The organism is Shewanella sp. M-Br, from assembly GCF_036245925.1.
Classification (GTDB): Bacteria; Pseudomonadota; Gammaproteobacteria; order Enterobacterales; family Shewanellaceae; genus Shewanella; species Shewanella oncorhynchi.
The window spans coordinates 1-23,302 of record NZ_BJBV01000024.1 but is presented as its reverse complement, the minus strand read 5'-3'; the positions used below and the strand labels follow the sequence as shown (position 1 = coordinate 23,302).

At 46.0% G+C, this 23,302-nt stretch carries 16 protein-coding genes and 8 tRNA genes; 20 read left to right on the top strand and 4 right to left on the bottom strand.

Going from position 1 to position 23,302, the window contains the following annotated elements; all coding sequences use genetic code 11:
* The first annotated feature begins 8 nt into the window (after positions 1 to 8).
* The 5 genes from truD to rpoS all read left to right on the top strand — a co-directional run bounded on the left by truD (position 9) and on the right by rpoS (position 4,560).
* The gene (gene truD, locus AAA952_RS18165) at positions 9 to 1,124 is read left to right on the top strand and encodes a tRNA pseudouridine(13) synthase TruD (RefSeq protein WP_338258753.1); all 1,116 of its coding nucleotides are present in this window, start codon (positions 9 to 11) and stop codon (positions 1,122 to 1,124) included.
* Complete coding sequence (surE, locus tag AAA952_RS18160) at positions 1,121 to 1,870, top strand: 5'/3'-nucleotidase SurE (RefSeq protein ID WP_338258752.1); 750 nt, start codon at positions 1,121 to 1,123, stop codon at positions 1,868 to 1,870. Before truD ends, surE begins: the two co-directional genes overlap by 4 nt.
* The gene (locus AAA952_RS18155) at positions 1,867 to 2,502 is read left to right on the top strand and encodes a protein-L-isoaspartate(D-aspartate) O-methyltransferase (RefSeq protein WP_263199896.1); all 636 of its coding nucleotides are present in this window, start codon (positions 1,867 to 1,869) and stop codon (positions 2,500 to 2,502) included. Before surE ends, AAA952_RS18155 begins: the two co-directional genes overlap by 4 nt.
* Before the next feature lie 100 nt (positions 2,503 to 2,602).
* Positions 2,603 to 3,499, top strand: coding sequence for a peptidoglycan DD-metalloendopeptidase family protein (locus tag AAA952_RS18150; RefSeq protein ID WP_338258751.1), 897 nt, complete (start codon positions 2,603 to 2,605; stop codon positions 3,497 to 3,499).
* Positions 3,500 to 3,579: 80 nt separating this feature from the next.
* Complete coding sequence (gene rpoS / locus AAA952_RS18145; RefSeq protein ID WP_028761361.1) at positions 3,580 to 4,560, top strand: RNA polymerase sigma factor RpoS; 981 nt, start codon at positions 3,580 to 3,582, stop codon at positions 4,558 to 4,560.
* 132 nt (positions 4,561 to 4,692) lie between these two features.
* Here rpoS and mutS read toward each other — a convergent pair whose 3' ends face one another.
* The gene (gene mutS / locus AAA952_RS18140; protein WP_338258750.1) at positions 4,693 to 7,263 is read right to left on the bottom strand and encodes a DNA mismatch repair protein MutS; all 2,571 of its coding nucleotides are present in this window, start codon (positions 7,261 to 7,263) and stop codon (positions 4,693 to 4,695) included.
* Positions 7,264 to 7,665: 402 nt separating this feature from the next.
* Between mutS and recA the strand changes: the two genes are divergently transcribed.
* From recA to AAA952_RS18075, 13 genes are all read left to right on the top strand, one after another.
* Entirely contained in the window at positions 7,666 to 8,733 is a 1,068-nt protein-coding gene (gene recA, locus AAA952_RS18135) for a recombinase RecA (RefSeq protein ID WP_105251812.1), read from the top strand.
* Positions 8,734 to 8,750: 17 nt separating this feature from the next.
* Positions 8,751 to 9,221, top strand: coding sequence for a regulatory protein RecX (locus tag AAA952_RS18130; protein ID WP_375539965.1), 471 nt, complete (start codon positions 8,751 to 8,753; stop codon positions 9,219 to 9,221).
* Positions 9,222 to 9,540: 319 nt separating this feature from the next.
* Positions 9,541 to 12,165, top strand: coding sequence for an alanine--tRNA ligase (alaS, locus tag AAA952_RS18125; RefSeq protein ID WP_263195720.1), 2,625 nt, complete (start codon positions 9,541 to 9,543; stop codon positions 12,163 to 12,165).
* A 9-nt stretch (positions 12,166 to 12,174) separates the two neighbouring features.
* On the top strand, positions 12,175 to 13,431 hold the full coding sequence (locus AAA952_RS18120; protein ID WP_006082603.1) for an aspartate kinase: 1,257 nt from the start codon (positions 12,175 to 12,177) through the stop codon (positions 13,429 to 13,431).
* Positions 13,432 to 13,549: 118 nt separating this feature from the next.
* Positions 13,550 to 13,747 carry a carbon storage regulator CsrA gene (csrA, locus tag AAA952_RS18115; RefSeq protein ID WP_006082602.1) on the top strand — a complete coding sequence of 66 codons (198 nt, stop codon included), beginning with the start codon at positions 13,550 to 13,552 and terminating at the stop codon, positions 13,745 to 13,747.
* Positions 13,748 to 13,952: 205 nt separating this feature from the next.
* Positions 13,953 to 14,044, top strand: a tRNA-Ser gene (locus AAA952_RS18110).
* Between the two features lie 22 nt (positions 14,045 to 14,066).
* Positions 14,067 to 14,143: transfer RNA gene (locus tag AAA952_RS18105), tRNA-Arg, on the top strand.
* Positions 14,144 to 14,187: 44 nt separating this feature from the next.
* Positions 14,188 to 14,264: transfer RNA gene (locus AAA952_RS18100), tRNA-Arg, on the top strand.
* Between the two features lie 86 nt (positions 14,265 to 14,350).
* Positions 14,351 to 14,427: transfer RNA gene (locus AAA952_RS18095), tRNA-Arg, on the top strand.
* A gap of 49 nt (positions 14,428 to 14,476) precedes the next feature.
* A tRNA-Arg gene (locus tag AAA952_RS18090) sits at positions 14,477 to 14,553 on the top strand.
* Positions 14,554 to 14,602: 49 nt separating this feature from the next.
* Positions 14,603 to 14,679, top strand: a tRNA-Arg gene (locus AAA952_RS18085).
* Between the two features lie 45 nt (positions 14,680 to 14,724).
* A tRNA-Ser gene (locus AAA952_RS18080) sits at positions 14,725 to 14,816 on the top strand.
* 103 nt (positions 14,817 to 14,919) lie between these two features.
* Positions 14,920 to 14,996, top strand: a tRNA-Arg gene (locus AAA952_RS18075).
* A gap of 604 nt (positions 14,997 to 15,600) precedes the next feature.
* Here AAA952_RS18075 and AAA952_RS18070 read toward each other — a convergent pair.
* The 3 genes from AAA952_RS18070 to pepA form a co-directional block, all read right to left on the bottom strand.
* Positions 15,601 to 18,477 (bottom strand): valine--tRNA ligase, encoded by a 2,877-nt coding sequence (locus AAA952_RS18070; protein ID WP_338258747.1) that lies wholly within the window; start codon positions 18,475 to 18,477, stop codon positions 15,601 to 15,603.
* Between the two features lie 20 nt (positions 18,478 to 18,497).
* A complete protein-coding gene (locus AAA952_RS18065; RefSeq protein ID WP_131523599.1) occupies positions 18,498 to 19,001 on the bottom strand; it encodes a DNA polymerase III subunit chi in 504 nt (167 codons plus the stop codon).
* A 343-nt stretch (positions 19,002 to 19,344) separates the two neighbouring features.
* A complete protein-coding gene (pepA, locus tag AAA952_RS18060) occupies positions 19,345 to 20,853 on the bottom strand; it encodes a leucyl aminopeptidase (RefSeq protein WP_338258746.1) in 1,509 nt (502 codons plus the stop codon).
* Between the two features lie 243 nt (positions 20,854 to 21,096).
* Between pepA and lptF the strand changes: the two genes are divergently transcribed.
* Both lptF and lptG read left to right on the top strand, forming a co-directional pair.
* Positions 21,097 to 22,209: an LPS export ABC transporter permease LptF gene (gene lptF, locus AAA952_RS18055; protein WP_113939369.1), complete on the top strand. Its 1,113-nt coding sequence runs from the start codon at positions 21,097 to 21,099 to the stop codon at positions 22,207 to 22,209.
* Positions 22,206 to 23,264, top strand: coding sequence for an LPS export ABC transporter permease LptG (lptG, locus tag AAA952_RS18050; protein WP_105251819.1), 1,059 nt, complete (start codon positions 22,206 to 22,208; stop codon positions 23,262 to 23,264). Before lptF ends, lptG begins: the two co-directional genes overlap by 4 nt.
* Positions 23,265 to 23,302: the final 38 nt, after the last annotated feature.

The following is a 23,302-nucleotide window of genomic DNA, read 5'->3' as shown; positions in this document are numbered from 1 at the left end:
AAAGTCCCATGAGCGAATTACATTATCTGTATGGTAAGCCTTTAGGTACAGCAGATCTAAGAACCCAAAATAGCGATTTTATCGTGAAAGAGATTTTGCCTTTTAGCCCGACGGGTGAAGGTGAACATCATATGCTGCATGTACGCAAAGAAGGGCTAAATACAGTACAAGTCGCTGAAATGATCGCTAAGTTTGCTAAGGTGCATCCAAAGGAAGTGACCTACGCTGGGCAAAAAGATAAAAATGCCATCACAGAACAATGGTTCGGTGTGCGTATTCCTGGTAAAGAAACGCCTACTTGGAAGGAGCTCAATAGCGATCGTTTGACCATATTGTCGAGCAGCCGCCACAGCAAGAAACTGCGAATTGGTGCCTTAGTCGGTAACCGCTTTATTCTTACCCTGAGAAATGTCACCCAAGTGGAAGACATTATCAGTCGTATCGAAAAGGTCGCTCAAGTGGGCGTGCCCAATTACTTTGGTGAGCAGCGCTTTGGTCACGATGGCAAAAACTTAGTCTTTGGTCGCCAAATGATGGCGGGTAAAAAAGTCAAAGACAGAAATAAGCGCAGCATGTATTTGTCTGCCGTGCGCTCAAATCTGTTTAACACTGTAGTGTCGTACCGATTAGCCAACCATGGCACTAAGCCTTTAGCGGGTGATTGTGTGATGTTAGCGGGCAGCAAAAGCTTCTTTGTTACGCCTGAATGGGATCTCATCGTATTGAAGCGTCTGATTGAAAAAGACATTCAACTTTCTGCACCATTGTGGGGGCGCGGCATGATGTTACCCCAAGGTGAAGCTGCTGCGGTGGAAACCTTAGCCATGAGTGAGTTAGCTGACGATTGCTATGGTTTAGAGCACGCCGGATTAGAGCAAGAACGCCGTCCGTTACTGCTTGAGCCCCAAGGCCTTAAATACGAACAAACCGCCGATGGCTTAGTGCTGGAGTTTGTGTTGCCTGCGGGCAGTTTTGCAACATCGTTATTGAGAGAGTTGGTTAATTATCAAGATGTTAAAGAGCAGCAATGGCAAGCGACATTGGTGCAGGAGCCTGCGCCTGAGGTAATTAACGCTAACGTAGTGGCTAACACTGATACTGTTAAGACTGAAGCAGAGTCATGATCCGTATCCTTGTTAGCAATGACGATGGGATTAATGCTACAGGTATCAAAGCCTTATCTGAGGCTTTGGCTGAAATAGCGACTGTGCTGACTGTTGGGCCGGATCGAAATTGCTCTGGTGCGAGCAACTCATTAACCTTGACTAATCCATTAAGAATTAATAGGTTAGATAATGGCTATATTTCCGTTCACGGTACACCGACAGATTGCGTTCATTTGGCTATCCGAGAATTATGTGATGGCGAACCAGATATGGTGGTGTCTGGCATCAATGCGGGGGCAAATATGGGTGATGACACCTTATATTCGGGGACAGTTGCCGCCGCGATGGAAGGACGCTTTTTAGGTTTTCCTGCAATAGCGATTTCGCTTAATGGTCGAAAATTTGAACATTATCAATCGGCGGCTGTTTATGCTCGGCGGATAGTTCAAGGTTTGTTGGCCCAGCCTTTGGCAAAAGATCAGATCTTAAATGTGAATGTGCCTGACTTGCCACTTGATCAAATTAAAGGGATCAAAGTGACTCGCCTCGGTGCTCGTCATAAGGCCGAAGGCATAGTGCGAACGCAAGATCCTGCCGGACGTGAAATCTTCTGGCTTGGTCCACCGGGACAAGAGCAGGATGCCACAGAGGGCACTGATTTTCATGCTATCGCCAATGGCTATGTTTCAATTACGCCCTTGACGGTTGATTTAACCGCCTACGGACAACTAACGGCATTGCAAAATTGGGTAGATAAAATATGACTCGAGTTGCCTTAACATCGGCGGTGAATTTAGCTAAAAAGCTTCAAGATGCGGGGATCCGTAATCAAGCCGTGTTAAAGGCGATATCGCATACGCCGCGAGAAATGTTTCTCGATAATGCGCTAGCCCATAAAGCTTATGAAAATACGGCTTTGCCAATTGGACAAGGGCAAACCATTTCGCAGCCTTATATTGTTGCCCGTATGAGCGAACTCTTACTGCACAAGATGCCACAGCGAGTGTTAGAAGTGGGGACGGGATCGGGCTATCAGGCAGCCATTTTGGCTCAATTGGTGCCTCAGCTTTGTACTATCGAACGGATCAAAGGTTTACAAATTCAAGCAAGACAGCGTTTAAAACGATTAGATTTGCATAATGTGTCGTTCAAATATGGTGATGGTTGGTTGGGATGGGCTAATCGTAGTCCGTTCGATGCCATTATGGTGACTGCGGCGGCGGCGACTATACCAGAAGCTTTATTGTCTCAGTTGGCTGATGGAGGGGTGTTAGTCTTACCTGTGGGAGAGGATACTCAGCAATTGATGCGTATTACGCGTAATGCTGACCGCTTTAGTTTTGAAACTATTGAAACGGTTAAATTTGTACCTTTAATTAATGGAGAGTTAGCTTAACTTTGTGTTGTGCTACTGTGTTAAGCGAAGTGCTTGTTTTGCACAGAAGGCGTCATTTTCTCATCATAAACAGTAATACAACCTTACCAAGGAGTTTTTATTGTTGAATGCGGGTTTACTCTTAAACCTTTGCTTTATATTTCTGCTTGTAGGCTGTAGCTTTCAGGCCAGCAGACCCGCACCCGTCGAAAATATTTCCCATAGCTATTCTAAAAATAGCAAAGGCCACATTAAATCGAATTCATATAAAGTTAAAAAAGGCGACACTCTCTACTCTATTTCTTGGGCTGCAGGGAAAGACTTTTCTGAAATAGCTAAACTTAATCAATTAGATAACCCTTATACAATTTACCCTGGACAGATTTTATATTTAACTAATGCTAAATCTAGTAATCAATCAAAATCTACGACTTTAGATGGAAATATGACGGGTAATTCAGATGCTAACTCAAGTAAAGGTGATAAAAAACAATTAGATGATAAGGTTTATCAGTCTAATGCTAAGTCAAGTGACGATCTGAAAAAAACACTTGATCAGAAAGCTAAGCCCGCGTACCTTGTAACAAGTTACCAACAAAATGTTAACCAGCTAATGGTTCCACCCACCTCAACACTGCCAGCCAGTGTGAGTCAGTGGCAGTGGCCAGTAAGAGGGAAGTTAATCGGAACTTATTCTGCCAATGAGCAGGGAAATAAAGGTATTAAGATCGCGGGAAATCGGGGGGATATCATCAAAGCTGCTGCAGATGGGCGGGTGGTATACGCAGGAAGTGCTCTTAGGGGTTACGGTAATTTAGTGATTATTAAACATAGTGACGATTACCTTAGTGCTTATGCTCATACGGATAAGATCTTAGTCAAAGAAAAGCAACATGTCCTCGCAGGGCAGACTGTTGCAAAAATGGGCAATACAGGTGCCAATCGGGTAATGTTACATTTTGAAATTCGTTACCATGGACAGTCTGTAAACCCACTTACTTATTTACCTAAACAATGATTGTTTGGGGCCTTGTTGGCAAATGGAGGATAGGAAATTGCACTAATTCAGCAGTTTAATTAGGTTTGGGAGATTTGATCATGAGCCGCATAAATAGCACTGCCGCAGAAGCACTAGTAGATTTTTCCGTAGAAACCGTAGACTTTGATCTTGAAAAAGAAGAAGTTGCCACCGATCTAGTCCAAGAGCTAGGAATAGAACAACAGGTCCAAGATGACCTGCAAAAAAATCTTGATGCCACTCAACTTTATCTAGGTGAGATTGGTTTTTCCCCACTGCTTAGCGCAGAAGAAGAAGTTTACTTTTCCCGTAAGGCCTTAAAAGGTTGTGCAAAATCCCGTAATCGCATGATCGAAAGTAATTTACGTCTCGTCGTAAAAATTGCACGTCGTTACAATAACCGCGGCTTAGCACTGCTCGATCTTATCGAAGAGGGTAATTTAGGTTTAATTCGTGCCGTAGAAAAGTTTGACCCAGAAAGAGGTTTTCGTTTTTCAACCTATGCGACTTGGTGGATCAGACAGACGATTGAACGCGCTATCATGAATCAAACTCGTACTATTCGTTTGCCGATTCATGTTGTTAAAGAACTCAACGTATACTTGCGCACAGCCCGCGAATTAGCACAAAAACTGGATCATGAACCTACAGCGGAAGAAATTGCTGAAAAACTGCAAGTTTCTAGCTCTGATGTGAGCCGCATGCTCAAGCTGAATGAAAAAATTACCTCTGTTGATACGCCTTTGGGGGGCGATAACGAGAAAGCATTATTAGATGTATTGGCCGATGATGATAGTGTTGGCCCTGACTATAAAGTGCAAGATGAAGACATCTCTAACTCTGTGGTGAAATGGCTTAACGAGTTGAACACAAAACAAAGAGAAGTATTAGCCCGTCGTTTTGGTTTGTTAGGTTATGAACCTTCTACGCTTGAAGATGTGGGGGCTGAGATTGGTTTAACCCGTGAACGTGTTCGTCAAATCCAAGTGGAAGCATTAAAACGCTTACGTGATTTATTGGGTTCTCAAGGTTTATCTGTTGAAGCTCTATTTAGAAACTAAAATCTGTCTTCTGGTGCCTTTCAGAGAAGCTATCCAGAAAATGTACTTAGTGTGAGATCACGTCATAAAGTAAAACGCCCACTATAGAGTGGGCGTTGTTATTTTTAGGCTTTTATTTAGATCACCTGATGTTTAGCTCAAGCGTTTCAGTTCATAGAGCAAATCAAGCGCTTGTTTTGGCGTTAAGTTATCGGGATTAATGCTACTTAATTTAGTCAAAGCTGGATTTTCAACCGGTTCAGGTAAAGCGAGTAAGCTTTGAATGGGCGTCCTCGTTCCTTCTGGTTGATGATCGCGACTCTCCAATTGCTGCAATTTATGTTTCGCTGCTTTAATCACTTTGTTTGGCACGCCGGCAAGCGCCGCAACTTGTAAGCCGTAGCTTTTACTGGCGGCGCCTTCTTGTACTGCATGCATAAAGGCGATGGTATCATCGTGCTCTATGGCATCAAGGTGCACATTGTAAACACCTGCCATTAAGTCAGGTAATTGAGTTAGCTCAAAATAATGGGTGGCGAATAGGGTCATAGCCCCTACTTGCTGGACTAAATATTCCGCCGCCGACCAAGCTAGTGATAAACCATCATAGGTGGATGTTCCACGGCCGATTTCATCCATTAACACTAAACTACTGGCAGTGGCATTGTGCAGGATGTTGGCAGTTTCAGTCATTTCTACCATAAAGGTTGAGCGGCCAGAGGCCAGATCGTCTGATGCGCCAATACGGGTAAAGATGCGATCAATCGGGCCAATCAGGGCGCGATCTGCTGGAACAAAACAACCAATATGGGCCATCAGTGTAATCAAGGCGACTTGGCGCATATAGGTTGATTTACCGCCCATGTTAGGTCCAGTCACAATCAACATACGTCTTTGATTATGTAAGATTACTGGGTTAGCGATAAACGGCGTTTGGCTAACACGCTCCACCACTGGATGGCGACCAGCCTCTATCTGTACGCCGATATCTTGGCTCAGCTCTGGACAAGTGTAGCCCAAGGTTTCGGCACGCTCGGCAAAGTTACTCAGTACATCAAGCTCAGCCGCAGCTCTAGCAAAAGCCTGTAATTCATGTAATTTCGGCAGAATAAGATCGAATAACTGTTCCCATAACTGCTTTTCGAGTGCCAGGGCTTTACCTTGGCTCGAGAGGACTTTTTCTTCGTATTCCTTAAGTTCAGGCGTGATATAACGCTCCATATTCTTAAGTGTTTGGCGGCGTTGATAATTGAGCGGTACTTGTGAGGATTGCAGACGGCTCACTTCGATGTAATAGCCGTGTACGCGGTTATAGCCGACTTTAAGTGTATTGATGCCAGTACGTTCTTTTTCTCTGGCTTCAAGTTGTACTAAGTAATCACTCGCTCCTTCGCTCAGACCGCGCCATTCATCCAGTTCGCTGTTGTAGCCTTCACGGATCACCCCGCCATCGCGGATAAGCATAGGTGGATTATCGACTATCGCGCGCTCAAGCAGGGCTTGCTCAGCGGGGAACTCACCTAAGTGTTGCCGTAATTGAGTCGTGTGCGGCGCGCTCAGTGTGTTTAAACTCTGTTGTAATTCAGGCAATAAGCCCAGAGCTTGACGTAAACGGGCAAAGTCTCTTGGGCGAGCGGTACGCAGCGCGAGTCTTGCCATGATACGTTCGATATCGCCAAGTGCCTTTAACTGCTCATGCAAATCTTCGTGGGCAGCGGTATCGAGGAGTTCAGTCACCGCCTGTTGGCGCGCCTTGATTTGCTTAGGATCTCGCAGAGGCTGATGGATCCAGCGTTGCAACATACGGCTGCCCATAGGCGTTGCCGTGTTATCCAATACTGCGGCTAAGGTATTATCGCGGCCTCCGGCAAGGTTTTGAGTGAGTTCTAAATTACGGCGAGTTGCCGCATCGAGCACTATGCTATCGGTTTGATTAAAGCGGGTAATGGCATTGATGTGGGGCAGGGCAGTGCGCTGAGTGTCTTTGACATATTGCATCAAACACCCCGCAGCCTGCAGTGATAAACGCGCATCTGCAATACCAAAACCATGCAAGTCTTTCGTGCCAAACTGGGCTAGCAGTAACTTAATGCTAGTATCGTAATCAAATTCCCATTCAGGGCGACGGCGTTTGCCTTTAAAACCGTTTAGCAGAGCAAGTTCACCAAAGTCTTCACTGTAGAGAACTTCAACAGGATTAGTGCGTTGTAATTCTGCTTCTAATGACTCTCGCGTCTCGAGTTCGGCAATCACAAAACGTCCAGATGAAACATCTAGAGTGGCATAACCAAAACCGACTTTACCTTGATAAACTGCGGCCAACAGATTGTCTTGGCGTTCCTGTAGCAGGGCTTCATCGGTTAAGGTGCCTGGCGTGACGATACGCACCACTTTACGCTCAACTGGCCCTTTAGAGGTTGCGGGATCGCCAATTTGTTCGCATATTGCAACGGATTGACCAATTTGAACTAATTTCGCTAGATAGCCTTCCACAGCATGGTAAGGCAGTCCTGCCATCGGAATAGGATCGCCACCACTTTTACCGCGCGCCGTAAGTGAAATGCCTAACAGCTCAGAAGCACGTTTAGCATCATCATAAAACAACTCGTAGAAGTCACCCATGCGATAAAACAGCAACATGTCATGATGTTCTGCTTTCATGGTCAAGTACTGACGCATCATAGGAGTATGTTTTTCTAAATCATCGGTATCAATTACATTCATTAAATCGTTATCGTCCGTTGTGACTGCCTAAAGGCGATACAGTTTGTGTGGTTACAGGGGATTAAGCGCTAGAGAAGCAGAAGACTGCTATACAATTTTCAGCCAAAAAGACCACGCAAAATTTGCTGCGCCAATCTTAGCAATAATTTACCGAAAATTGAGCCCTTGATGACGGATATTCGTCAAAGGGATGCGATATCGGATTTGATATTCGCTAAAACCTTGGCCATATTAAAAATCCCATGAGCTAAAAATAATTCAGTCACAGGTCTTGATACTGTATGATTGTACAGTATACTAGTCAGCAGAATTAAGACGAAAAGCACGGCTTTTTGAATTACCCGTTTGTAAATTGAATATCACTTTTGACAGCTTAATGCTTGTCTTGATGAGGGAACAGGAATGAAGGTCGATCCAAATAAAGAGAAAGCACTTGCTGCGGTATTGATCCAAATTGAGAAACAATTTGGTAAAGGCTCCATCATGAAGCTGGGCGAAGATCGCTCTATGGATGTTGAGACCATTTCTACCGGTTCTCTGTCTCTGGACGTTGCTTTAGGTGCTGGCGGTTTGCCAATGGGTCGTATCGTTGAGATCTATGGTCCTGAATCATCAGGTAAAACAACACTGACTTTAGAAGTGATTGCGGCAGCGCAACGTGAAGGCAAAACCTGTGCCTTTATCGATGCAGAGCATGCACTAGACCCTATTTATGCTAAAAAATTGGGCGTAGATATTGATAACCTGCTGTGTTCGCAACCGGATACCGGCGAGCAAGCGCTTGAGATTTGTGATGCTTTAACTCGCTCAGGTGCTGTTGACGTTATCGTAGTCGACTCAGTGGCGGCATTAACGCCTAAAGCTGAAATCGAAGGCGAAATTGGTGATTCTCACATGGGCCTAGCGGCGCGTATGATGAGCCAAGCTATGCGTAAACTTGCGGGTAACTTAAAGCAATCTAACACCTTACTTATCTTCATCAACCAAATTCGGATGAAGATTGGTGTGATGTTCGGTAACCCAGAAACTACAACCGGTGGTAATGCGCTGAAGTTTTATGCTTCTGTTCGTTTAGACATTCGCCGCACTGGTGCCATTAAAGACGGCGATGAAGTGGTCGGTAACGAAACTCGCGTTAAAGTGGTGAAAAACAAGGTTGCAGCGCCGTTTAAGCAGGCTGAGTTCCAAATCCTTTATGGCCAAGGTATTAACCGTACTGGTGAGTTAGTTGACTTAGGCGTAGCCCATAAGTTGATTGAAAAAGCGGGTGCTTGGTACAGCTATAAAGGTGATAAAATCGGCCAAGGTCGTGCTAATGCTGGCAAATATCTGACTGAAAACCCAGCTATTGCGGCTGAAATTGACAAGACGCTACGTGAGTTGCTTTTGAGTAATCCGAGTGCCTTGGCTGCCAAAGCTGATGATAGTACTGAGGACAATATTGATTTAGAGACAGGCGAAGTATTCTGAGTCAGTCAGCCCATCAAATTGCGGTCGCGCTGTTAGCGCGCCGCGATTATTCCCGTTTACAAATCCGCGATAAATTGCTCGAAAAAGGTTTCGAACTTAACGATATCGAACCTGTACTCGATGCTTGCGAATCCTCCGGTTTTATTAATGATGCTCGTTATGCCGAACTGTTGGTGCGAAGCCACATCAGTCGAGGCCACGGTGCAATACGCATCCGCCAAGCAATCGCACAGAAAGGCTTATCTAAAGACTGTATTGAAGCCGCTTTGGTTAATTGTGATTGTGACTGGTTTGAGCTAGCAAAAGATAAAGCCACCAAAAAATACGGCATTCCCCGTGTGACAGAAGTGAAGGGCTCTAAAGCTCGGGATCTCATCGCAAAGGAAAAGGCCAAACGAGTGCGTTTTTTAATGGGCCAAGGCTTTAGCTACGATCAAATCACTTACGCACTAGATTCAGATCCCAATGATCTCGATGAAGATTATTAAATTTGGAGCTAAGACTGTAAAAGCTCATCTAAATATCATCAATGGGTATTGTCCATTTCGTACTTCACATTAGACTCACTTGCTTAAATATTGTCCGTGCCGCGATAAACTTACGCCGTCTTTATTTGTGCTTTATCCTGTCGTTTTGCTTCTAGTGACTCTGGTGTGGGCGATTCACGCTAAAATATTAAATTCCTGATGTGTATATCACCAATCAAGACTGGTCGTCCTTCCTTAGTCTGCTTATAATGCTGGGCAAATAGAAATACGGCTAGCCTAAGGCGTAGCTGGTAATGCTTACCCAATTCAGGATGATTTCATGTATCAAACTACAGCAGAGCTCAGAAGCGCTTTCCTCGAATTTTTCCGCAGCAATGGTCATCAAGTTGTGGACAGTAGTTCATTAGTGCCAGGCAACGATCCCACACTTTTATTTACCAATGCAGGCATGAACCAGTTCAAAGACGTGTTTCTTGGCATGGACAAACGCAATTATACGCGTGCGACCACTGCTCAACGTTGTGTACGCGCTGGTGGTAAACATAACGATTTGGATAACGTTGGCTACACAGCACGTCATCACACCTTTTTCGAAATGCTAGGTAACTTCAGTTTTGGAGATTATTTCAAAGAAGAAGCGATTCGTTTGGGTTGGACTTTTTTAACTGAAACGTTAAAGCTGCCTAAGGAACGTCTGTGCGTCACTATTTATCAGACAGATGATGAAGCCTTTGAAATCTGGAATAAAAAAATTGGTGTCGCTGCCGAGAACATCATACGTATCGGTGACAATAAAGGTGCCGCCTTTGCGTCAGATAACTTCTGGCAAATGGGTGATACCGGTCCTTGTGGTCCATGTACTGAGATTTTTTATGACCATGGTGATCATATTTGGGGCGGACGTCCTGGCAGTCCTGAAGAAGATGGCGACCGTTTCATCGAAATCTGGAACATCGTTTTCATGCAGTACAACCGTCAAGCATCGGGTGAAATGTTACCTTTGCCTAAGCCCTCGGTTGATACAGGCATGGGGATTGAGCGTATTGCTGCGATTATGCAGGGCGTACATTCTAACTACGAAATCGATATTTTCCGTACTTTGATTGCTAAAGCCGCAGAGGTCATTGGTGTTAGTGACTTATCTGAAAAGTCGCTGCGAGTCATTGCCGATCATATCCGTTCATGTGCATTTTTAATTGCCGATGGCGTTATGCCGTCGAACGAAGGCCGTGGTTATGTGCTGCGCCGTATTATTCGCCGCGCAGTTCGCCATGGTAACAAGTTAGGTGCGACCGAAGCTTTCTTCTACAAGCTGGTTCCGTCTTTGATTGCGGTGATGGGCGATGCAGCAAAAGGGTTAGCTGAGACTCAAGCGATTGTTGAAAAGGCACTGAAAGCGGAAGAAGAGCAATTTGCCCGTACGCTTGAACGTGGTTTAGGTATTTTAGATACTGCCTTAAACGAGTTGAAAGGTGACACCTTAGACGGCGAAACCGTATTTAAGCTGTATGACACCTATGGCTTCCCAATGGATTTGACCGCTGACGTATGTCGCGAGCGCAACATCATTGTCGATGAGGCAGGTTTCGAAGTCGCCATGGCTGAACAACGTAGCCGCGCACAAGCTGCCGGTAACTTTGGTGCAGATTATAACGCTGCGCTGAAAATTGATGCTGAAACTGCATTTAGTGGTTATACCGAATTAGCGGGTCAAGCTAAGGTCACCGCGATTTATCAAAATGGTGAGTCAGTGACGGCGATCAAAGCGGGTGATGAAGCCGTTGTCGTGCTCGATGTAACCCCTTTCTACGCGGAATCTGGCGGTCAAGTAGGCGATAAAGGCCAATTGGTTGCGAACGGTATTGAGTTTACGGTAAACGATACGCAAAAGTATGGTCAAGCAACGGGCCATCAAGGTGTTTTGGCTACAGGTAGCTTGAGCGTTGGCCAAGTTATTGAAGCGAAAGTGGACAAAAAACTGCGTCACCGTACTCAGTTAAACCATTCTGTTACGCATTTACTGCATGCCGCACTGCGTCAAGTGCTCGGTACTCATGTCTCGCAAAAAGGTTCTTTGGTTGATCCTGAGCGTTTACGTTTTGACTTCTCCCATTTCGAAGGCGTAAAAGCTGCTGAATTAAAAGAAGTTGAAGAATTAGTTAACACTCAAATTCGTCGTAACCATGAACTTAAAACCGCTGAAATGGGCATAGATGAAGCTAAAGAGAAAGGCGCTATGGCACTCTTTGGTGAGAAATATGATTCACAAGTGCGTGTTGTGACTATGGGCGATTTCTCTATCGAATTGTGTGGCGGTACCCATGTCGGTCGCACTGGCGATATCGGCTTATTCAAAATCACCTCTGAAGCGGGTATTGCTGCGGGTGTACGTCGCATCGAAGCCGTGACTGGCGCTGCTGCTATGGCTTATGTGGCGCAGCAACAAGCTGAACTGGAAGAAGCCGCTGCCTTATTGAAAGGCGATGCCAACTCAGTGGTGGCTAAGTTAAAAGCGCAGCTCGATAAGATGAAGCAGCTCGAAAAAGAAATGGCGCAGCTGAAAGATAAGTTAGCGGCCGCAGCAAGTGCTGATTTAGTGGGGGATGCCGTTGTAGTTAATGGCGTTAACGTACTGATCAAAAAATTAGACGGCGTTGAGGCAAGTTCACTACGCGGCTTGCAAGATGAATTAAAACAGAAATTGAAATCGGCCATTATCGTGCTTGGCACTGCGCAGGAAGGGAAAGTTAACCTGATCGCGGGTGTGAGTAACGATCTGATCGGTAAAGTCAAAGCGGGTGAGCTAGTCGCTATGGTCGCTGCACAAGTGGGCGGTAAAGGCGGTGGTCGTCCTGATATGGCTCAAGCGGGCGGTAGCCAGCCAGAAAATCTGGATGCGGCATTGGCTCAAGTATTACCTTGGATTACTGAGCGTCTAGCTTAAGAGGTTGCTGTGCCCCAAAAACGAAAGCTTAGTGGTAGCAAGCTTTTTGTGAAAAAGTTCGGCGGCACTTCGGTGGGTTCTATTGAACGTATCGAAGCGGTCGCTGAGCAGATTACAAAGTCAGCTCACAATGGTGAGCAGCAAGTTTTAGTCTTATCCGCGATGGCGGGTGAGACGAATCGCCTGTTTGCACTTGCAGCACAAATTAATCCGCGGGCCTCGGCGCGCGAATTAGACATGTTAGTGTCAACGGGTGAGCAAGTGAGTATTGCTTTGATGTCGATGGCGCTACAACGTCGCGGCATAAAAGCGAAATCCCTTACGGGCGATCAAGTGCAAATTCATACAAATAGTCAATTCGGCCGCGCCAGCATCGAGCGAGTTGATACTGAATATTTGCAGTCTTTGCTTGCCGATGGTGTTGTACCGATCGTTGCAGGGTTTCAGGGCATCGATCCTCAAGGCGAAGTGACCACCTTAGGACGCGGTGGTTCAGATACCACTGCAGTAGCCTTAGCGGCAGCGTTAGAAGCCGATGAATGCCAGATTTTTACCGATGTGGCTGGGGTATTTACCACAGATCCTAATATTGATAGCAGTGCACGTCGCCTCGATGTGATTGGGTTTGATGTGATGCTCGAAATGGCAAAGCTCGGCGCTAAAGTATTGCATCCCGATTCTGTTGAATACGCCGAGCGTTTTCGCGTACCGCTGCGAGTATTGTCGAGCTTTGAAGCTGGGCAGGGGACGTTAATCCAATTTGGCGACGAGTCGGAATTAACGATTGCCTCGTTAGTGCAAGGTATCGCGATTAATAAGGCGCTGGCAACGCTGACGATTGAAGGGCTGTTTACCACCAGTGAACGCTATCAAGCGTTGTTAGGCTGTTTAACTCGATTGGAAATCGACGTGGAATTTATTTCTCCATTGAGGATCCATGAGGATGATCCTTCGGGTCGCGTCAGTTTTATGCTCGCTGAGGCTAAGGTCGATACTCTACTTAATGAGCTCGAAGGCTTAAGTGAAAGCCTCGCACTCGGGCCATTGATTATCGAACGTCAACGTGCAAAAGTATCTTTAGTTGGCAAAGGTTTACAGGCAAAAATGGGATTATTGACTAAGATGTTAGAAGTCTTGGGTAATGAAACTATTCATGCTAAGTTACTCACGACGTCAGAGAGTAAATTATCAACCGTTATCGATGAAAGGGACTTACACAAGGCGGTTCGGGCGTTACATCACGCTTTCGAGCTAAATAAGGTGTAATTAAATAACCGTTTGAGTATTGAATACTATTAATTTGTACTAAGCTGACCTTATAATAAGCCCATCTACCGGATGAGTGCCGTGTGTAAGCTGAATTAAGAAATAAAGGAGCTATCGAATGCTGATTTTGACTCGTCGTGTTGGCGAAACACTGATGATTGGTGATGAAGTCACAGTTACAGTGCTAGGGGTAAAAGGCAATCAAGTGCGTATTGGTGTGAATGCACCAAAAGAGGTTTCTGTTCATCGCGAAGAAATCTACCAACGCATTCAATCTGAAAAATCAGGTACACCATCGGAAGGTGGTAACTTTTAGTACCTTGTTTTGGCAAGCGTACTACGGCAACAGAAGAGTCAGTTTTTTAACTGGCTTTTTTATTTTTTAGACCGAAAGATTGGCGTAAATCAATACATTGGCTTGATATAACAGCAATGTGATTAAAAACAGTTCAAATGGAATCTGTTTCGGAAAAAGGGTTTGACTTATTTTCGTCAAACAGTAATATGTGCGCCAAGAAAACGGAGAGGTGGCCGAGTGGCCGAAGGCGCTCCCCTGCTAAGGGAGTATGGGCTTTAACTCCCATCGAGGGTTCGAATCCCTCCTTCTCCGCCATTTCTTAAAGATAGAAAACAGTGCGCGTGTAGCTCAGCTGGATAGAGTACCTGGCTACGAACCAGGCGGTCGGAGGTTCGACTCCTTCCACGCGCACCATTTTTTATTAGTGTTTGATGTAAAAGTAAATTTAGATACAAGTCGCGCGTGTAGCTCAGCTGGATAGAGTACCTGGCTACGAACCAGGCGGTCGGAGGTTCGACTCCTTCCACGCGCACCATCTCTGCATTAGTTAATCTTTAACTCATCAGTTTTGAATTTCATAAGAAATTTTGTAGATAATTGCTTATAGCAAAGAGTTAAAATGCGCGTGTAGCTCAGCTGGATAGAGTACCTGGCTACGAACCAGGCGGTCGGAGGTTCGACTCCTTCCACGCGCACCAATTTAAATTAATATGATTTAAATCGTATTAATGTTTTACCGTTTAACATGCGCGTGTAGCTCAGCTGGATAGAGTACCTGGCTACGAACCAGGCGGTCGGAGGTTCGACTCCTTCCACGCGCACCAATTTAAATTAATATGATTTAGGTCGTATTAGTGTTTTACCGTTTAACATGCGCGTGTAGCTCAGCTGGATAGAGTACCTGGCTACGAACCAGGCGGTCGGAGGTTCGACTCCTTCCACGCGCACCAATATAGTTAACGAGATACGTCTTGTTGATTTAAAGCGTTAAACGCGGAGAGGTGGCCGAGTGGCCGAAGGCGCTCCCCTGCTAAGGGAGTATGGGCTTTAACTCCCATCGAGGGTTCGAATCCCTCCTTCTCCGCCATTCTATTCTCTTAGTCGAGGGGAATAGAATAAATTTGCGAGATAAAAGTGCTTATCCTAGACTCAATCATGATTGGATCTATTAGAAGTACAAAAACGAGTTTGCGCGTGTAGCTCAGCTGGATAGAGTACCTGGCTACGAACCAGGCGGTCGGAGGTTCGACTCCTTCCACGCGCACCATATAGATAAGCCCTGCAAGCAATTGCAGGGCTTTTTTATTTTTTAATCGGTAATGGTTTAACTCATTATATTTTTACCCGCTTAGGTTTAACCTTAACTTTGCATCATCATCTTTTGCCTTACCTTAGTATCTTCGGTGTCGCTATCTTTAGCCATTTCGCTTTAAACACTTCTCTTTCTTAGGTTCAACTCACTGAATAATCTGCTTTTGCCTGTGTTGAGAGTCTATGACGACATTAGATATTCATGTCTGCACTCAATGTCAGTCTCTCAGTGCTGCCTCTGGAGGTATTAGCTGTTCTTTAGTCTACATGTGTGGTGTTTACTTATGTCGGCAGTGATGGGCTACGTGTGAGCTCGTGAGCGATAGACCACGGGGAGTGATGAGGATGAATGGTGAGGTGGTTTCAATGCGGTGTAGTAAGTTAAAGGGCAGTGTTTAGAATTGACTCGGGTTAAAGGCGGCATCTGGCTCAAAAGCGTAGATTAAGGCTCATAGTTGCTCAAAGATTGCAGCGATATAGATACAAGAAGGGCAGCCAAGTGGCTGCCCTTCATTCAGTTAGAACTAATCATAACAAGTGAATCAGAGTAAATGAGAAGCTTAAGCTTCTAACTTAGCAAACTCAGATTTTTGTTCATTGAGTTTGTCCATATCTCGCTTGAGATCGGCCATCTTGGCGCGCTCTTTGTCGATAACGTCGGCAGGGGCTTTTGCCACGAAGCCTTGGTTCGACAATTTGCCTTCGATGCGAGCTATCTCTTGGCCGAGCTTTTCAAGCTGTTTGTCGATACGGGCCATTTCGGCGGCGACATCGATTAAGCCTGCCATAGGGATCAGCAGCTCCATTTCGCCAATTAAACCTGTGGTCGACATAGGCGCAGTTTCGCCATCGGCTAAAATGGTCATGCTTTCTAAGCGGGCAAGCGTAGTGAAGAAGGTTTGGTTTGCTTCTACACGGGCTTTATCCTGCGCGCTAACACCACGAAGTAGGGCATTTAGCGGTTTAGATGGGGCAATATTCAGTTCGGCGCGAATGTTACGCACCGCTACGATCACTTGCTTAACCCATTCTAAATCGGCCATTGCTGCGCTATCGACTTTAGCGGCATCAAATGTTGGGAACGGCGCAAGCATAATGGTATCACCTGCGACACCGGCTAACGGTTTAACGCGCTGCCAAATGGTTTCTGTGATATACGGCATCATAGGGTGCATCAGGCGCTGCATCGCTTCGAGCACTGTCACTAAGGTGTGACGGGTGCCGCGCATTTGTGCTTCAGTGCCGTTTTGCAATACCGGTTTGGTTAACTCTAAGTACCAGTCACAGAACTGGTTCCAAGTGAACTCATACAGGGTATTGGCCGCTAAGTCGAAACGGTATGCTGTCATGTGATCGTCAAAGGTCTTAACGGTTTGATTGAACAAGCCAATAATCCAGCGATCGGCTAACGACAGCTCCATCTCGCCACCTTTGTGCTCTGGTGAGCCAGGGCCGCAATCTTGATCTTCTGTGTTCATCAGCACGTAGCGTGAGGCGTTCCATAACTTGTTACAGAAGCTACGGTAACCGTCTAAGCGCTTCATGTCCCAGTTGATGTCACGACCCGTTGATGCCATTGCCGCAAGCGTAAAGCGCAGTGCATCAGTGCCGTGGGCTTCTATACCGTCAGCAAATTCTTTGCGAGTGCTCTTTTCAATCTTGGCGGCCAGTTGTGGCTGCATCATATTACCGGTACGTTTTTCAACGAGATCTTCAAGGCCGATACCGTCGATCATGTCTAATGGATCGAGTACGTTGCCCTTAGATTTTGACATCTTGTTACCCGCTTCATCGCGGATAAGACCAGTTACGTAGACGGTTTTGAACGGGACTTGTGGTTTACCGTCTTCATCTTTGATGAAGTGCATGGTCATCATGATCATACGGGCAACCCAGAAGAAGATGATGTCAAAACCTGTCACCAACACGTCGGTTGGGTGGAAGGTTTTTAAATCTTCTAAATTGTCAGGCCAACCTAAGGTCGAGAAAGTCCACAGGGCTGAGCTGAACCAAGTGTCCAGTACGTCTTCGTCTTGGCGTAATGTCATTGAGTCGGCAATATTGTGCTTAGCACGTACCTCGGCTTCGTTGCGGCCGACATAGACTTTGCCGTTTTCGTCGTACCAAGCTGGGATGCGGTGACCCCACCACAATTGACGCGAAATACACCAGTCTTGAATGTCACGCATCCACGAGAAGTACATGTTCTCGTATTGCTGTGGTACAAATTTAATGCTGCCATTTTCAACGGCTTCGATAGCGGTTTTCGCCATTGGCGCAACAGCCACATACCATTGGTCGGTCAGCATCGGCTCGATAACCACACCTGAGCGATCGCCGTAAGGCACTTTCAAGGCATGAGGTGCGATTTTTTCGAGCAGACCTAAGGTGTCAAATTCGGCGACGATAGCATCGCGGGCTTTAAAACGATCAAGTCCAGCAAAGCGTTCAGGTAAGCTGCCATCGAGATTTTTGTTGAAAGTACCGTCAGAGTTCACTACTTCGGCGCTCACGCGAATGGCGGCATCTAAGGTCAGCACGTTGAACATGGGTAGGTTGTGACGTTTACCGACTTCATAGTCGTTAAAGTCATGGGCTGGGGTGATCTTCACGCAGCCAGTACCAAAGGCCATGTCGACGTAATCGTCGGCCACGATAGGAATGCGGCGGTTAACAATCGGCAACAGAATAAACTTACCGACCAGCGCTTGATAGCGTTCATCATCGGGATGCACTGCAACCGCACTGTCGCCGAGCATGGTTTCAGGGCGCGTGGTAGCGACTTCTAAATAGTCTTTACCATCGGCAGTCAGTTCACCGTCGGCCAGTGGATAACGCAGATGCCACATGTGGCCCTGTTTTTCTTTGCTTTCTACTTCTAAATCAGAGATAGCCGTGTGCAGCTTTGGATCCCAGTTGACCAAACGCTTACCGCGATAAATCAACTCGTCTTCGTACAGACGTACAAACACTTCTTGCACGGCCTTGGACAAGCCTTCGTCCATAGTGAAACGCTCGCGGTCCCAATCTACAGAAGCGCCCATACGACGTAGCTGCTTAGTGATAGTGCCGCCCGATTGCGCTTTCCATTCCCACACTTTATCCATAAAGGCATCGCGACCTAGGTCATGGCGATTTTTGCCTTCTTCGGCTTCAAGCTTACGCTCAACCAACATTTGGGTGGCGATACCCGCATGGTCAGTACCGACTTGCCATAGGGTATTTTTGCCTTTCATCCGTTGGTAACGGGTCAAAGTATCCATAATGGTGTCTTGGAAGGCGTGGCCCATGTGCAAGCTGCCCGTCACGTTAGGGGGCGGGATCATGATGCAATAATTGCCTTTGGATTCATCGCCGTGTGGCTTGAAGTAACCTTGCTCTTCCCAGTTTTGGTAAAGCGTTTGCTCGATGGACTGCGGATCGTATGTTTTTTCCATGGGAACGTGTCTGTCTCAAACTAATTAAGTGGATGTGTTGCTAAGTCTTGGGTCTGTAAATTGACCCCTAAGCCGCGATACTGTCGATAACGTTCGCGAGCGACCGCTTTATGCTGATCGTCATTGGCAACAAAATCGATAATGTGGCCAAAGTTTACCGCAAATGGGGGCGCTTGGTCTGCAAGATTAATCAGAACTTGGCGACTTTTGTTGGCGCCGAGGCGATCAAAACCAATTTCAACCGGCGATCCCGTCATCGGGCCTTCACCTTTGAGATTATGAGGTACAAAGGCACTTGGCTCAAACTGCCATAAAAGTTCATCAATTGCATGGGCTTGCTGTTTATCTTGGCAATGGATATAGACCCATTGTTGCTTCACAAAAGCCTGTTGCGCCAGTTGGCATGCCAGAAGATGCATCTCGCAAAGTGCAGGGTTCGCATTCGCGGTTTCAACAGGTGAATCAGCCTTGGCTTTGGCAGGCGATGCTACTGGCGGCATAAGATAAAACAGCACTTGAGTCATGATTTCAATGCCTTGCTTCACTTGTTTTAGTGGCGAACGAAAGCAGCAGTTTACACTAAAAGTCAGTATGGGTTAATGCTTAGGGCAAACCTTACGGTGAGGTTTTATCTATCACTGTCTGGCGGGACTTAATGGGATGCTTTCAAACCGTTGGAGATGAAGAGGGTAGAGCTATAACTTTTTGAAAAATGATTCTAAAACCATTAGTTTTTCAGTTTTTTTATTTTCTTAATTTATTCAGGAAATCGATTTTCTGATTAAATTAAGAAAATAAAAAAGGCAAAGATTTTCATCTTCGCCTTTCATTTATCGAGCCTTTAACACACTAAGGCCGGATAGTCGGTTATTCGCCGAGTTCAACGCCAGCACGATTGATCAGGAACTGAGTCAATAGTGGCACTGGACGACCCGTAGAACCTTTGTTAGCACCGCTATTCCAAGCTGTGCCTGCAACGTCTAAGTGAGCCCAGTTGTACTTTTTAGCAAAGCGCGAAAGGAAACATGCTGCTGTGATAGCTCCAGCAGGACGACCACCTAAGTTGGTCATGTCAGCAAATGGGCTGTCGAGCATATCTTGATACTCATCCCACAATGGCATGCGCCATGCGCGGTCACCACTTTGCTCTCCGGCACTTAATAGCTCGTGTGCCAGAGGGTTATGGGATGAGAACAGACCCGATGCGTGTTTACCAAGGGCAATCACACACGCGCCAGTCAGGGTTGCAGTATCGATAACCAATTCAGGATCGAAACGCTCAACATAGGTCAATACGTCACATAGGACTAAACGGCCTTCCGCATCGGTATTTAACACTTCAACGGTTTGACCTGACATAGTGGTCAGAATGTCACCTGGACGGTAAGCATTACCCGATGGCATGTTTTCACAGCCAGCCAGAATACCCACAACGTTGATAGGTAACTTCATGTCACAGATGGCTTTCATAGTGCCGATAACACCCGCTGCGCCACCCATGTCGTACTTCATTTCGTCCATGGCTTCGCCAGGCTTCAATGAAATACCACCCGAGTCGAAGGTTAACCCTTTACCGACTAATACGATTGGTTTTTCTGTGCTATCGACAGCGCCCTTGTATTCCATCACAGTCATGATGGATTCATTGGCACTGGCGCGACCGACTGCAAGGTATGAGTTCATGCCCAGTTTGGCCATTTGCTCTTCACCAATAGTGGTGACATGCATAGTGTCGTGTATTTCAGCCATTTGGCGAGCTTGTGAAGCTAAATAGGCTGGATTACAGATGTTCGGTGGCATGTTGGCTACATCGCGACATAAATGCATACCAGCAGATACTGCCATACCATGCTCGATGGCGCGCTCACCTAAGGTTAATTCACGGCGAGTCGGGACATTAAACACTAATTTACGCAGTGGACGGCGTGTTTCACCTTTGCGGGTCTTCAGGGCATCAAAGCTATAAAGACTGCTATTAGTGGTTTCAACCGCTTGACGTACTTTCCAATACGTATCGCGTCCTTTCACGTGCAGTTCAGTTAAGAAGCAAACCGCTTCCATTGAACCCGTTTCGTTAAGGGTGTTGATTGTCTTAGTGATGATTTGTTTGTATTGGCGTTCGTCTAATTCTCGTTCTTTGCCACAACCCACTAATAATACACGTTCACTCAATACGTTAGGAACATGGTGCAGCAATAACATCTGGCCAGGTTTACCTTCCAGATCGCCGCGACGCAGTAGGTTACTGATATAACCTTCGCTAATTTTATCTAATTGCTCCGCGATACCCGACAGACGACGGGGTTCATAAACACCGACCACGATACAGGCTGAGCGTTGTTTTTCGGGGCTACCGCTCTTTACGCTAAACTCCATGAGCACTCCTAGATTCTTAAAGACAAATTTTTATATTTATTGGATAATGTCTGCTTGTCCCGAAAAGGGCCTAAGTTATTACTCCAAAGGTGATTTATTCTCGGCGCTTGAGTCACGCATTTCGTGACGTTAAGTTTACCAAGAACCCCTGAAGCTGGTCAGAAAACTATCAAAAGTAAACAGTTTACATGAAAGTTAGTCTGTTACCAGCAAAAAGATAAGTTTAGAGACCGGATCCTGCCTGTGATTGTATTTAAATACCTTATTCGAGAAGTTTTAAAGGCACAAATTGCGGTACTTTTAGTGCTGTTAACTATTTTTATTAGCCAGCATTTCGTGCGTATACTGGCCGATGCCTCCGACGGCGATTTTCCCGCCTCTTTAATCATGACTCTGATTGGGCTTAACTTGCCTTATCTGGTGATCTTAGTGCTGCCGTTAAGTTTGTTCTTGGGTATTTTACTGGCCCACGGCCGTATGTATTCCGAAAATGAAATGGTCATTCTCCACGGTGTTGGGGTCAGTGAGTGGTATGTCACCCGCGTAACGCTGATCCTCGCCGTGATCAATATGCTGTTTACTGGCTATTTATCCCTTTATGTAGCCCCTTGGGCAGAAGAACAGCAAAACCAAGTGCTCGAAAAAGCCCAGTCCGAAGCGGGTCTTGCCGCCTTAATCCAAGGGCGTTTTCAGGCGAGTCCCAATGGTCGCGCGGTATTATTTGTTGAGCGTATTGGTAAAGATAACGAGTTAGATAAAGTGTTTGTAGCCCAACTACCTGATCCTGATGATGAAACTGGCGTGACCAATGTCGTGGTGGCTAAAGGTGGACGAGTACAGGAAGATAGTTCAGGTGCTCAACAATTGAACTTGAATGACGGGGTGCGTTATCAAGGCAGCCCGAAGGCAAAGGACTACCAAATGATCGAATTTGGTGGTTATAAAATGCAAATTAAAGAGCAGCAAGTTGATGAGCGTCGCCGTAAGTTATCTGCACTGCCCGTTGATGAACTCGTGAAAATTGAAGGTGCTGAAGCCGCGGCTGAATTCCACTGGCGTCTTGCTATCCCGCTCGCGATTCCAATTATGACACTGATTGCTGTGCCGTTGGCGCGGGTGAATGTGCGCCAAGGTAAGTTCGCTAAGATGTTCCCAGCAGTACTTTTGTACCTTGGCTATTTTGGACTGATGGTCGCGGGACGTAAGGCATTGCAAGATGGGATTATTCCACTGTATTTAGGTATGTGGTGGATCCATGTTTCTGCGCTCTTGATGGGGTTATTCTTGCTTGGCAAAGATAGGCCTATTTTCAGTCGTATATCGTCCTTGTTTGCCAATAAGAAGGTGGCAGCATGAAGATATTAGACCTTTATATCGCCAGAATATTGTTAAGCACTTCAGCGCTTTGTTTGCTGGTGTTGACTGGTTTGTCGGGCATCATCAAATGGGTTGATCAGCTGCGTTTAGTTGGCCGTGGCACCTACAGCATGATGGATGCTGGCATCTATGTTTTATTTTTAGTGCCACGGGATATTGAAATGTTTTTCCCTATGGCCGTCTTGCTAGGCGCTTTGATTGGTATGGGAATGTTGGCATCGAATTCCGAACTTGTGGTGATGCAAGCTTCTGGCATGTCCCGTTTACAGATCACTATGTCGGCGATGAAAACTGCTGTGCCTTTGATGTTATTGGTGATGGTTTTAGGGGAGTGGGGCGCACCGATTGCTGAGCAAAAAGCGAATGAGTTACAAGCTGTTAAACTCTCTGGTGGGAGTTTAATTAAGTCCCACCGTGGAATTTGGGCAAAGGATGGTGATTTGTTCGTTAATATTGGTGAAGTTGAAAACATCAATAAACTCAGCAATATAACGCTTTATAAATTCAATAGCGAACTTAAGCTCACCAACGTAGTTCACGCAGACCGGGCGGTATTTTCCCAAGACCGCTGGCGTTTATTTGACGTTAAACGTACCGATTTAAGCTATGAGAAAGTCGTGCTTGAGTATCTTGAAGAAGACCAATGGCAATCAAGTTTAACGCCAGATAAGCTCAGTGTAGTGTCGATTAAACCCGAGGCGTTATCTATACGGGGTCTGGTCGGTTATCTTGATTACCTTAAAACTAACAGTCAAGATCCCAGCCGTTATGAGCTTGCTTTATGGCGCAAGGTGATGCAACCCGTGACGGTCGCAGTGATGATGTTAGTGGCACTGTCGTTTGTATTTGGTCCGCTGCGGACTGTGACTATGGGCGCGCGCGTATTACTTGGGGTCGTAGCAGGTTTTAGCTTTTATATCAGTAATGAGATTTTTGGCCCCATGAGTATAGTGTATGAGCTACCTGCTTATGTGGGGGCTGTTGCGCCAAGCTTGTTGTTTACTGGCGTTGCCTTCTACTTTATCCGGCGATGATACCGCTTTGATAATAAAAAACGACGCAAAAGCGTCGT

Bases quoted from the DNA above. Each gene is read 5' to 3' on its own strand.
- truD (WP_338258753.1), top strand. From the start codon at position 9: ATGAGCGAATTACATTATCTGTATGGTAAGCCTTTAGGTACAGCAGAT.
- surE (WP_338258752.1), top strand. From the start codon at position 1,121: ATGATCCGTATCCTTGTTAGCAATGACGATGGGATTAATGCTACAGGT.
- AAA952_RS18155 (WP_263199896.1), top strand. From the start codon at position 1,867: ATGACTCGAGTTGCCTTAACATCGGCGGTGAATTTAGCTAAAAAGCTT.
- rpoS (WP_028761361.1), top strand. From the start codon at position 3,580: ATGAGCCGCATAAATAGCACTGCCGCAGAAGCACTAGTAGATTTTTCC.
- mutS (WP_338258750.1), bottom strand. From the start codon at position 7,263: ATGAATGTAATTGATACCGATGATTTAGAAAAACATACTCCTATGATG.
- recA (WP_105251812.1), top strand. From the start codon at position 7,666: ATGAAGGTCGATCCAAATAAAGAGAAAGCACTTGCTGCGGTATTGATC.
- alaS (WP_263195720.1), top strand. From the start codon at position 9,541: ATGTATCAAACTACAGCAGAGCTCAGAAGCGCTTTCCTCGAATTTTTC.
- csrA (WP_006082602.1), top strand. From the start codon at position 13,550: ATGCTGATTTTGACTCGTCGTGTTGGCGAAACACTGATGATTGGTGAT.
- AAA952_RS18070 (WP_338258747.1), bottom strand. From the start codon at position 18,477: ATGGAAAAAACATACGATCCGCAGTCCATCGAGCAAACGCTTTACCAA.
- AAA952_RS18065 (WP_131523599.1), bottom strand. From the start codon at position 19,001: ATGACTCAAGTGCTGTTTTATCTTATGCCGCCAGTAGCATCGCCTGCC.
- pepA (WP_338258746.1), bottom strand. From the start codon at position 20,853: ATGGAGTTTAGCGTAAAGAGCGGTAGCCCCGAAAAACAACGCTCAGCC.
- lptG (WP_105251819.1), top strand. From the start codon at position 22,206: ATGAAGATATTAGACCTTTATATCGCCAGAATATTGTTAAGCACTTCA.